The sequence below is a fragment of the Pseudomonas graminis genome, assembly GCF_900111735.1.
Classification (GTDB): Bacteria; Pseudomonadota; Gammaproteobacteria; order Pseudomonadales; family Pseudomonadaceae; genus Aquipseudomonas; species Aquipseudomonas graminis.
Map to the genome: position 1 here is coordinate 41,017 of NZ_FOHW01000024.1, position 11,825 is coordinate 52,841.

At 59.9% G+C, this 11,825-nt stretch carries 9 protein-coding genes; all 9 read right to left on the bottom strand.

All coding sequences use genetic code 11. The features are described from left to right. Positions 1-17: 17 nt before the first annotated feature. The 9 genes from BMY98_RS17555 to bamA all read right to left on the bottom strand — a co-directional run bounded on the left by BMY98_RS17555 (position 18) and on the right by bamA (position 11,792). On the bottom strand, positions 18-965 hold the full coding sequence (locus BMY98_RS17555; protein WP_065989826.1) for an acetyl-CoA carboxylase carboxyltransferase subunit alpha: 948 nt from the start codon (positions 963-965) through the stop codon (positions 18-20). A 127-nt stretch (positions 966-1,092) separates the two neighbouring features. After that, positions 1,093-4,614 (bottom strand): DNA polymerase III subunit alpha, encoded by a 3,522-nt coding sequence (gene dnaE, locus BMY98_RS17560; protein ID WP_074891288.1) that lies wholly within the window; start codon positions 4,612-4,614, stop codon positions 1,093-1,095. A 71-nt stretch (positions 4,615-4,685) separates the two neighbouring features. Beyond that, positions 4,686-5,327 carry a ribonuclease HII gene (gene rnhB / locus BMY98_RS17565; RefSeq protein WP_074891289.1) on the bottom strand — a complete coding sequence of 214 codons (642 nt, stop codon included), beginning with the start codon at positions 5,325-5,327 and terminating at the stop codon, positions 4,686-4,688. Between the two features lie 11 nt (positions 5,328-5,338). Next, positions 5,339-6,475, bottom strand: coding sequence for a lipid-A-disaccharide synthase (gene lpxB, locus BMY98_RS17570; RefSeq protein WP_074891291.1), 1,137 nt, complete (start codon positions 6,473-6,475; stop codon positions 5,339-5,341). A 2-nt stretch (positions 6,476-6,477) separates the two neighbouring features. Continuing rightward, a complete protein-coding gene (gene lpxA / locus BMY98_RS17575) occupies positions 6,478-7,254 on the bottom strand; it encodes an acyl-ACP--UDP-N-acetylglucosamine O-acyltransferase (protein WP_074891293.1) in 777 nt (258 codons plus the stop codon). Continuing rightward, the gene (gene fabZ, locus BMY98_RS17580) at positions 7,251-7,691 is read right to left on the bottom strand and encodes a 3-hydroxyacyl-ACP dehydratase FabZ (protein ID WP_037014232.1); all 441 of its coding nucleotides are present in this window, start codon (positions 7,689-7,691) and stop codon (positions 7,251-7,253) included. The genes lpxA and fabZ overlap by 4 nt, the downstream gene beginning before the upstream one ends. Before the next feature lie 112 nt (positions 7,692-7,803). Continuing rightward, on the bottom strand, positions 7,804-8,859 hold the full coding sequence (gene lpxD / locus BMY98_RS17585) for a UDP-3-O-(3-hydroxymyristoyl)glucosamine N-acyltransferase (protein ID WP_074891294.1): 1,056 nt from the start codon (positions 8,857-8,859) through the stop codon (positions 7,804-7,806). 4 nt (positions 8,860-8,863) lie between these two features. After that, on the bottom strand, positions 8,864-9,367 hold the full coding sequence (locus BMY98_RS17590; protein ID WP_037014235.1) for an OmpH/Skp family outer membrane protein: 504 nt from the start codon (positions 9,365-9,367) through the stop codon (positions 8,864-8,866). Between the two features lie 46 nt (positions 9,368-9,413). Further along, a complete protein-coding gene (bamA, locus tag BMY98_RS17595; RefSeq protein WP_074891296.1) occupies positions 9,414-11,792 on the bottom strand; it encodes an outer membrane protein assembly factor BamA in 2,379 nt (792 codons plus the stop codon). Positions 11,793-11,825: the final 33 nt, after the last annotated feature.

The following is an 11,825-nucleotide window of genomic DNA, read 5'->3' on the forward strand; positions in this document are numbered from 1 at the left end:
CGTGCAGAACGGTCCGGTTAAAGGCCATAGCTCATCAGGCGGTCGTAACGGCGGGCCAACAGCGCGTCGTTATCGAACTTCTGGAGCATGCTCAGTTGGCTGCTCAATTCTTCGCGGATCAAGGCTGCGGCAGCGGCCGGATCACGGTGCGCGCCACCCAGTGGCTCGTTGATCACCTTGTCAACGATGCCCAGGCCTTTCAGGCGTTCGGCAGTGATGCCCATCGCTTCGGCAGCGTCCGGCGCTTTTTCTGCGGTTTTCCACAGGATGGACGCGCAGCCTTCCGGCGAGATTACCGCGTAGGTCGAATACTGCAGCATGTTCAGTTGATCGCACACGCCAATGGCCAGTGCACCGCCCGAACCGCCTTCGCCGATGACTGTGGCAATGATCGGCGTCTTGAGGCGCGCCATCACGCGCAGGTTCCAGGCGATGGCTTCGCTCTGGTTACGCTCTTCGGCGTCGATGCCAGGATAAGCGCCCGGCGTGTCGATGAAGGTCAGGATCGGCATCTTGAAGCGCTCGGCCATTTCCATCAGGCGGCAGGCCTTGCGGTAGCCTTCAGGACGTGGCATGCCGAAGTTGCGGCGAACCTTCTCGCGCACTTCGCGGCCTTTCTGATGACCGATCACCATCACCGGCTGGTCGTTCAAGCGGGCAATGCCGCCGACAATGGCGGCGTCGTCGGAGAAGTGGCGATCGCCGTGCAGCTCGTCGAACTCGGTGAAGATGTGTTGAATGTAGTCCAGCGTGTACGGACGACGCGGATGACGCGCCATGCGCGCGATCTGCCAACTGGTCAGGTTGCCGAAAATGCTTTCGGTGAGCGTATTGCTCTTCTCTTGCAGTCGAGAGATTTCATCGCCGATGTTCAGCGAGTTGTCATTGCCTACCAGACGCAGCTCTTCAATCTTGGCTTGCAGGTCAGCAATCGGCTGTTCGAAATCCAGAAAATTCGGGTTCATAGGCATCCGTCTTGGGTCGACGGCCAAGAGGCCGGCCGGTTGATCCGATAAGCGCCATACCTTAATGGAGCAGGCGCCTTTCGGTCGAGTTTAAAGTGTCGAGTCATCAATATTGAGCTGATCGGTGTCAGCGATACTGCAGGAAGACGTTCTCTCGTCCGAACTGGTCACGCAGCGCCTGGATCAGGCTGTCTGCGGGATCGATTCGCCACGCTTCGCCGAACTGCAGCAGTGCCTTGGCTTCCTGCCCGGTGTAGTCGAGGGTGATCGGGCACGCGCCGCGGTGTTTCTTGCACAGTTCTCCCAGCCAGCGCAGCCGGTCGCCCTTGAGCGCTTCGGCACGCACGTTAAGACGCAGGCTCTCCGCCAGCCCGGTACGCGCTTCTTCCAGGCTCATCACCCGTTTGGCACGTAACCGCAGGCCGCCGGAGAAATCATCGGTGCTGACCTCCCCTTCCACCACCACCATCGCGTCGGTTTGCAGCAGCGACTGGGCTGCCTGGAACGAATCGGCAAAGAGCGACGCTTCGATACGCCCCGAACGGTCGTCCAGGGTGATGAAGCCCATCTTGTCGCCCTTTTTGTTCTTCATCACCCGCAGGGCGATGATCAGGCCGGCGATGGTCTGGGTTTCCCGCGAGGGCTTGAGATCAACGATACGCTGGCGCGCGAAGCGGCGTATCTCGCCTTCGTATTCATCGATCGGGTGCCCGGTCAGGTAAAGCCCCAGGGTTTCTTTCTCGCCACGCAGACGCTCTTTGAGAGTGACCTCTTTGGCGCTGCGATGGTTCGCGTAAACGTCGGCGTCGGCTTCGACGAACAGGCCGCCGAAGAGATCGGCATGGCCGCTGTCGTGGCTGCGCGCGGTCTGCTCGGCGGCCTGAATGGCTTCTTCGAGTGCGGCCAGCAGGACGCCGCGGTTACGGTCGATATTGGCTTGATACTGTTTTGGCTCGTCATAGAAGAACGGGCCGAGACGGTCCAGGGCACCACTGCGAATCAGGCCATCGAGCGTGCGCTTGTTCACGCGCTTGAGGTCGATGCGGGCGCAGAAATCGAACAGGTCGGCGAACGGGCCTTCCTGACGCGCTTCGGTGATCGCTTCCACCGGGCCTTCGCCGACCCCTTTGATCGCGCCGAGACCATAGACGATACGGCCGTCGTCGTTCACGGTGAACTTGAACTCGGAGTTGTTCACGTCCGGCGCATCCAGACGCAGCTTCATGATCCGCACTTCTTCGATCAAGGTCACAACCTTGTCGGTGTTGTGCATGTCAGCTGAAAGCACCGCCGCCATGAACGGCGCCGGGTAGTGACGCTTGAGCCAGGCGGTCTGGTACGACACCAGCCCGTAGGCCGCCGAGTGCGACTTGTTGAAACCGTAACCGGCGAACTTCTCTACCAGGTCGAAAATGTTACCGGCCAGGTCCGGGTCGATGTTGTTGGTCTTGCAACCCTCGATGAAACCGCCGCGCTGCTTGGCCATTTCCTCGGGCTTCTTTTTACCCATTGCACGACGGAGCATGTCAGCGCCGCCGAGGGTGTAGCCGGCCATGACCTGGGCAATCTGCATCACCTGTTCCTGGTACAGGATGATGCCGTACGTCGGCGCAAGCACCGGCTTGAGGCCTTCGTACTGGTAGTCGACGTGGGGGTACGACAGCTCCGCACGGCCGTGTTTACGGTTGATGAAGTCGTCGACCATGCCCGATTGCAAAGGACCCGGACGGAACAGCGCAACCAGTGCGATCAAGTCTTCCAGACAGTCAGGCTTGAGCTTTTTGATCAGCTCTTTCATGCCGCGGGATTCAAGCTGGAACACGGCGGTGGTTTCGGCGCGCTGCAGCAGCTCGTAGGTCGGCATGTCGTCCAGCGGGATGAACGCGATGTCGAGGGGCTCTTCATCAACCTTGGCGCGTTCGCGGTTAATCGTTTTCAGTGCCCAGTCGATGATGGTCAGGGTGCGCAGACCCAGGAAGTCGAACTTCACCAGACCGGCCGACTCGACGTCGTCCTTGTCGAACTGGGTAACCAGGCCGCCGCCCTCTTCATCGCAATAGATCGCGGAGAAGTCGGTCAGCTTGGTGGGCGCGATGACCACGCCGCCGGCGTGCTTGCCAACGTTACGCACAACGCCTTCCAGCTTGCGCGCCATTTCCCAGATTTCGGCCGCTTCCTCATCCACCTTGAGGAAGTCACGCAGGATCTCTTCCTGCTCGTAGGCTTTTTCCAGGGTCATGCCGACTTCGAAGGGAATCATCTTGGACAGACGATCAGCCAATCCGTAGGACTTGCCCTGCACCCGCGCCACGTCCCGTACCACCGCCTTCGCGGCCATGGAACCAAACGTGATGATCTGGCTGACCGCGTTGCGGCCGTATTTTTCGGCCACGTACTCGATGACCCGATCGCGACCGTCCATGCAGAAGTCGACGTCGAAGTCGGGCATGGAGACCCGCTCTGGGTTAAGGAAACGTTCGAACAGCAGGTCATATTCCAGCGGGTCGAGGTCGGTGATCTTCTGCACGTAGGCCACCAGCGAGCCGGCACCCGACCCTCGGCCCGGCCCCACCGGCACGCCGTTGCTCTTGGCCCACTGGATGAAGTCCATAACGATCAGGAAGTAACCGGGGAACCCCATCTGGATGATGATATCCAGCTCGAAATTCAGGCGGTCGACATAGACCTGTCGCTTGGCCTCGTAGTCCGGCGTGGTCTCTCTCGGCCAGAGCACGGCGAGGCGCTCTTCCAGCCCCTCGAAGGACACCTTGCGGAAATATTCGTCGATGGTCATGCCATCGGGGATAGGGAAGTTGGGCAGAAAGTGCGTGCCCAGCTTGACGTCGATGTTGCAGCGCTTGGCGATCTCGACGGTGTTGGCGAGGGCGTCCGGCAGATCGCTGAACAGCTCGGCCATCTCCTCCGCGCTCTTCAGGTACTGCTGATCGCTGTAGTTGTGCGAGCGGCGCGGGTCGTCCAGCGCGCGGCCTTCACCAATGCACACACGGGTTTCGTGGGCTTCGAAATCTTCCTGCTTGATGAAGCGCACGTCGTTGCTGGCAACCAGCGGCACGCCATGGCGCTCGGCCAGGGCGACGGCCGCGTGCAGGTGTTCTTCATCATTGATGCGGTTGGTACGCTGGACTTCGATGTAGAAGCGGTCCTGGAAGACCGTCAGCCACTCCTTCAGCAGCTCGTCGGCTTCGGCCGGATTGCCGCCGAGGAGGGCCATGCCGATCTCGCCTTCCTTCGCCGCAGACAGGGCAATCAACCCTTCGCTGGCTTCGGCCACCCACTCGCGCTCGATCACTACCAGACCATTGCGCTGGCCGTGCATGAAGCCCCGGGAAATCAGTTCGGTGAGGTTGAGGTAGCCTTTGGGGTTCATCACCAGCAGGCTGAGACGGCTCAGCGGTGCATCGCGGTCGCGTCCGGCCAGCCAGATGTCGGCCCCGCAGATCGGCTTGATGCCTGCACCCATGGCGGCCTTATAGAATTTCACCAACGAACACATGTTGTGCTGGTCGGTCACCGCCACGGCCGGCATGTTCATGGCCGTGAGCGCTTTGACCAAGGGTTTTACTCGGACCAGACCATCAACGAGGGAGTATTCGGTGTGCAGGCGTAGATGAACGAAAGAAGCCGGCATGGGTGATCCTATGGTGCACAAAAAACGAAGGCCGGATTGTACCGGCCATTCAGAAAAACATCAGCCCGCGATCAACTGAGTGGCAGCGACATGAAGCCGGTGGAGACCATCATGTCCCGCGCCGCCCAGGCTTGACGGACCGGGCCAAAGGAGCGCCGGTGAATGGGCGTAGGACCCAGTCGCGCCAGTGCTTCAAGGTGCACGGCCGTGGGATAACCTTTATGACCGCCGATGCCGTAGCCCGGGTAAAGCAGCTCCATGTGCGCCATTTCCCGGTCGCGACTGACCTTGGCAAGAATCGAGGCGGCGGCAATGGCCGGCACGTGGGCATCGCCCTGAATGACCGGCGCGCTGGGCACCGACAGCTGCGGGCAGCGGTTGCCATCGATCAGCGCCAGTTTTGGCGTGATGATCAAGCCTTCTACGGCGCGCTTCATCGCCAGCATGGTGGCGTGAAGAATATTCAGCTCATCGATCTCTTCGACTTCAGCCCGCGCGATGTGCCAGCACAGCGCTTTCTCGCAAATCTCGTCGAACAGCCTTTCGCGCTTGGCTTCGGTGAGCTTCTTCGAGTCGTTCAGCCCTAGAATCGGGCGCTTGGGGTCAAGAATGACCGCCGCAGTGACAACGGCGCCACACAGTGGGCCACGGCCGACTTCGTCGACACCGGCGACCAGATCCTCGACGAGATTGAAGTCCAGACCCATTTGCATTGATTGCCTGCTCATTGTGAAGGCGTTGCGCCGATCAGGTTCAACACCGCTTCGGCGGCCTGATTGGACGCATCGCGACGCAAGGTTCGGTGAATCGCGTCGAAGCCGGCTGTCTGTGCGTCGCCGTTGTCCAGCAACGGCAAAAGCGTCTGCGCCAGAGCCTCGGCGGTCGCCGCGTCCTGCAGAAGCTCCGGGACCAGCATGCGCTGGGCCAGCAGGTTCGGCAGCGATACGTACGGACTATTCACCATCCGCTTGAGTATCCAGTAGGTCAGTGGCGCCAGGCGATAGGCAACCACCATCGGTCGTTTGTACAGCAGTGCTTCAAGGGTCGCGGTCCCGGAAGCGATCAGCACGGCATTACACGCTGCCAACGCCACGTGGGACTGACCGTCGAGCAGCGTCAGGGGCAGTTCGCGCCCTTGCAGCAGTTGCTCGATCTGTTCACGGCGTTGAGGGCTGGCACACGGCAACACGAAACGGATGTCGGGACGCGCAGCCATCAGGCGCTCGGCCGCGTCGAAAAACAGCGCACCGAGACGCCCGACTTCGCCGCCGCGACTGCCCGGCATCAACGCCACCACAGGGCCTTCGCCAAACCCGAGTTCAGCGCGCGCGGCCACTTGATCCGCCTGCAGCGCAATGGTGTCGGCCAACGGATGTCCGACAAAGCGCACCGGCACGCCTTGCTCTTCGTAAAAACGAGCTTCGAACGGCAGCAGGGTCAGCATCAGGTCGCAGCCTTCGCGGATCTTCAGGACACGCTTCTGCCGCCACGCCCACACGGACGGGCTGACGTAATGAACGGTCTTGATGCCGGCCTGACGCAGCTTGAGCTCGATGTTGAGGGTGAAGTCCGGCGCGTCGATGCCGATGAACACGTCCGGCTTTTCGTCGATGAGGGTCTGAATCAGCAGCTTGCGACGAGCGAGCAGTTCTTTGAGGCGACCCAGCACTTCCACGAGGCCCATGACCGACAAGCGCTCCATCGGAAAATACGACGTCATGCCCTGTGCTTCCATGAGCGGTCCGCCAACACCGATGAATTCGGCGTCCGGATGCCGTGACTTGATCGCACGCATCAAGCCGGAGCCGAGAATGTCGCCGGAGGCCTCTCCGGCCACCAGCGCAATACGCAACCGAGCCATGGTCAGCGGGTGATGCCGCGAGTCGAGGACTGGATGGACTTGAGGAACAGCTCGACTTCAGGGAACTGCGCAGCGGGTTCGCTCAGCTCGACGATCGCCTGCTCCACTGTCAGGCCCTGACGGTAGACGGTTTTGTACGCGCGGCGCAGCGCATGAATCGATTCTTCGGAGAAGCCCCGACGGCGCATCCCTTCGAAGTTCATGCTGCGGGCTTCGGCCGGGTTGCCGAACACGGTGACGAACGCCGGAACGTCCTTGCCGATGGCAGTGCCCATGCCGGAAAAGCTGTGCGCGCCGATGTGGCAGTACTGATGCACCAGGGTAAAGCCGGACAGAATGGCCCAGTCATCCACGTGCACATGGCCGGCCAACGCTGTGTTGTTGACCAGAATGCAGTGGTTGCCGATGACGCTGTCATGACCGATGTGCGCGTACGCCATGATCAGGTTGTGATCACCGAGGGTGGTTTCCGCACGGTCCTGAATGGTGCCACGGTGGATCGTCACGCCTTCGCGGATGACGTTGTGGTCACCGATCACGAGACGCGTCGCTTCCCCTTTGTATTTCAGATCAGGCGTGTCCTCACCCACCGAAGAAAACTGGTAGATGTGGTTGTGTTTACCGATCTTGGTCGGGCCGCGCAGAATCACATGCGGACCGATCACTGTACCCTCGCCGATTTCCACACCAGGTCCGACGATCGACCACGGGCCGACCTCCACATTGTCGGCCAGCACGGCCGTCGGATCGATGATTGCGCGAGAGTCAACCAAACTCATAGTTTGCGTTCCGCACAGATGATTTCAGCCGAGCATACCGGCTTGCCATCAACCGATGCCTGGCACTCGAACTTCCAGATCTGCCGCTTGCAGCTCAGGAACTTCGCTTCGAGGATCAACTGATCGCCCGGCAGCACTGGCTGGCGGAAGCGCAGTTTGTCGGAGCCGACGAAGTAATACAGGGTGCCATCGGCAGGCTTCACATCGAGCATCTTGAAGCCCAGGATGCCGGCAGCTTGAGCCATGGCCTCGATAATCAGCACGCCCGGCATGATCGGGTGCTGAGGAAAGTGACCGTTGAAGAAAGGCTCATTGATGCTGACATTCTTGTAGGCACGAATGCTCTTGGTCTCGACATCCAGCTCCACCACACGATCCACAAGCAGGAACGGGTAACGGTGCGGCAGATATTCGCGGATTTCGTTGATGTCCATCATTTCGAAAGGAAGCCTGTAGTAAAGAGTGGGAGGGCGCGACTAACGCGCGTCACTCCTCTAGCAAATCAAGGAGGCAGTTTATCGGCTGTGCACGCTTGATAAGAAAAAGGTATCAGCCATCAGATGAAGCTTTACCGCCTGAGGTCACTGCCTCGACAATCTTTTCCAGGTGCTGCAGGCGTCGCGCCATGTCGTCAAGATGACGCATGCGTGCCGCGCTCTTGCGCCACTCCGCAGCCGGCTGCATCGCCGTCCCCGAAGAATACGAGCCGGGCTCGGTGATCGACCGGGTGACCATGGTCATGCCGGTGACGAAAACCCCGTCGCAAATCTCGATATGCCCCACCAGCCCGACACCGCCCGCAAGCATGCAATGCTTGCCGATCTTGGCGCTGCCCGAAATGCCGACGCACGCGGCCATGGCCGTGTGATCGCCGATCTGGACGTTGTGAGCGATCTGAATCTGGTTATCCAGCTTCACGCCATTGCCGATCCGGGTGTCATCCATGGCGCCGCGGTCGATGGCTGTGTTCACGCCAATCTCGACATCGTCACCGATGGTCACGCCGCCAATCTGCGCGATCTTCTGCCAGACGCCTTTCTCGTTGGCGAAGCCGAAACCTTCACCGCCCAACACCGCACCGGACTGGATCACCACACGCTGCCCGATACGGACGTCGTGATACAGCGTGACACGGGGGGCAAGCCAGCCGCCCTCGCCGATTACGCTGCGCGCACCGATGAAGCACTGCGCACCAATGGTCACGCCCGCCGCAATCCGTGCGCCGCTCTCGATTACCGCATAGGCACCCACACTGGCAGCCGGGTCGACGAACGCGTCCGCCGCCACCACCGCCGTCGGGTGTACGCCGACAGGAGCCTTGGGCTTGGGATCGAACAGATGGGAAATACGGGCGTATGCAAGGTAAGGATCAGGCACCAGCAATACGTCGGCGGCGTACCCTTCAGCATCCGCCGGCTTGAGCAACACGGCAGCGGCCTGGGTGGTCGCGAGGAATTTTCGGTACTGAGGATTGGCCAGAAAACTGACCTGATCAGGACCGGCTTCCTGCAAGGTTGCCAGTCCTGTGATTTGCTTGTCCGCCGGGCCACGCAGGGTGGCGCCGAGGAACTCGGCCAATTGGCCGAGTGTGATGGTCGCGGTCATTAACTTACTTCAGCTGATTCATGCGCTCGATAACCTGGCGAGTGACGTCATATTGCGGCTTGACGTCAATCACGGCACCGCGCTCGAACACCAGGTCAAAGCCGCCCTTCTTGATGACTTCTTCTACGGCCTGGTCCAGCTTCGGCTTGAGTTGCTTGAGCATGTCGCGGTCAGCGACTGCCTTGGCTTCGTTCAGCTCTTTGGACTGGAACTGAAAGTCACGGGCCTTTTGCTTGAAGTCCAGCTCCAGACGCTCGCGCTCAGGCTGGGCCATTTTGTCGCCACCGGCGACCAGACGATCCTGAATACCTTTGGCGCTGCTTTCCAGAGCCTTCAGTTTGGTCAACTGAGGACCGAATTTTTTCTCTGCATCTACCGCGTACCGTTTGGCCGCGTCGGATTCGAGCAGGGCCATTTGGTAGTTCAGTACAGCGATCTTCATGTCAGCAAATGCCGGGCCTGCGATCAGAACCGTTGCCAGCAATGCCAATTGGGTCAACTTACGCACGATGTAACTCCTACAGAATCCGTTGTCGTTAGCAGTGATCAGACCCTTAGAAGGTCTGACCGAGAGAGAATTGGAAGACCTGGGTTTCGGTGCTGTCGTCCGGTTTCTTGACCGGCATCGCCAGTGCAAAACTCAACGGACCCAATGCTGTGACCCACGTCACGCCCACACCGACCGAACTGGCCAGACCCGACAACTCTGGGCCGTTGCACTCGACCTTCTGACCATCGGTCGTGGTCTTCTGCGAGCCGCAGTTGGTGTTGAAAACGTTACCCACGTCCCAGAACAGCGAGGTACGCAGCGAACGCTGGTCCTTGATGAACGGCAGCGGGAACAGGATTTCCGCACCGCCCGTGATCAGGACGTTACCACCGAACGGCAGCGGATCCTGGTCCGGGTCGGCAAGGGTGCCACTGCCTGCACGGCCACTACTTGGTGTACTGCGCGGGCCCAGCGTACTGTCCTTGAAGCCACGTACCGAGTTGAAGCCACCCGCGTAGTAGTTCTCGTAGAACGGCAGACCGGACGTCGAGCCATAACCGTCGCCGTAACCCAGCTCCGAGTGCAGGCGCAGGGTGTAGTTGTTGGTGATCGGGTGGAACAACTGGCCGCGATAATCAAGCTTGTAGAACGACAGGTCGCTGCCCGGAATGGTGGTTTCCAGGGTCAGGCTCTGGGAGCTACCACGGGTTGGCAGTGTGCCTTTGTTCAAGGTGGACTCGGACCAGCCTACCGACGCCTTGAAGTTGGTGAAGCTGTCGCCTTCTCTGTTGATGAAGTCGAAGATCTCGTCAACGGTGTACCTGCCCGTGCTCAGCTCGTCTTTCTGTACCGACAGGCCGAAGTTCAGGCGAGAGGTTTCGCTGATCGGGTAGCCCATGTTGATACCGGCACCCAGGCTGTCTACCGAGTAGCTCGCCACGTCGACGTCGAGGTCGTCGTAGTTGGTCTTGCGGTAGAACGCGCTGTAGCCGAGGCTCACCCCATCCGGCGTGAAGTACGGATCGACGTAGCTAAAGTTGTAACGGGTCTGGTATTCACTTTTGGTCAGGCCGATGCTGACTTTGTTACCGGTACCCAGGAAGTTGTTCTGGCTGATGGAACCACCCAGGATCAGACCCGCGCTCTGCGCAAAGCCGACACTGGCGGTAATCGAGCCGGACGCCTGCTCTTCAACGGCGTAGTTCACATCAACCTGATCGTCGGTGCCAGGCACCGCCGGGGTTTCAACGTTCACTTCCTTGAAGAAGCCCAGACGGTCAAGACGGGTCTTGGACTGGTCGATCAGGTAAGTGGATGCCCAGCCGCCTTCCATCTGGCGCATCTCGCGACGCAGCACTTCGTCCGCTGTCTTGGTGTTGCCGCGGAAGTTGATGCGGTTCACGTAAGCACGTTTGCCCGGATCGACGACGAAGGTGATATCGACCGTATGGTCTTCATCGTTCGGCGTCGGCACACCGTTCACGTTGGCGAAGGTGTAACCCTCGTTACCCAAACGACGGGTGATCAGTTCGGACGTGGTGGTCATGACCTTGCGGGAGAACACCTGACCCGGCTTGACCAGCAGCAGCGATTTGACCTGATCTTCAGGGACCTTGAGGTCGCCGCTCAGCTTGACCGACTTGACGCTGTACTTCTCGCCCTCATGAATGTTGACGGTGATGTACACGCTTTTCTTGTCGGGCGTGATGGAGACCTGGGTCGAGGCGATATCCATGTTGATATAGCCGCGGTCGAGGTAGTACGAACGCAGACGTTCCAGGTCGCCGGAGAGTTTCTCACGGGCGTACTTGTCGTCGTTCTTGAAGAAGGAAAGCCAGTTGGTGGTTTTCAGTTCGAACAGGTCAACCAGATCGTCTTCAGGGAAGACCGAGTTGCCCACCACGTTGATATGCTGGATGGCCGCGACCGCGCCTTCATTGATGTTGATCTTCAGACCCACGCGGTTACGCGGCTGCGGCACGACTTCGGTGGCGACTTCTGCAGAGTAGCGGCCTTGCGCAACGTACTGACGTTGCAGCTCGTTGCGGACGCCTTCCAGCGTTGCACGCTGGAAGATCTCGCCTTCGGCCAGACCCGACTGCTTCAGACCCTTCATCAGGTCCTCAGTGGTGATCGCTTTGTTGCCTTCGATCTCGATACTCGAAACCGACGGACGCTCGACAACTGTGATGACCAGGACGTTACCGTCGCGGCCCAGCTGGATGTCCTGGAAAAATCCGGTTTTGAACAGCGCGCGAGTTGCGTCAACGAGACGCCCATCATCGGCCTGTTCACCCACGTTCAACGGCAGCGCACCAAACACGCTGCCGGCGGAAACCCGCTGCAGACCGTTGACACGGATATCGGAGATAGTGAAGGACTCGGCGTGAACTTCGGCGATCATCAGTACGGCAAGAACCGCAGTTAGCAGCAGACGTTTCATGAAGTCCTTTCTTATTCCAACTGGCAATAAACA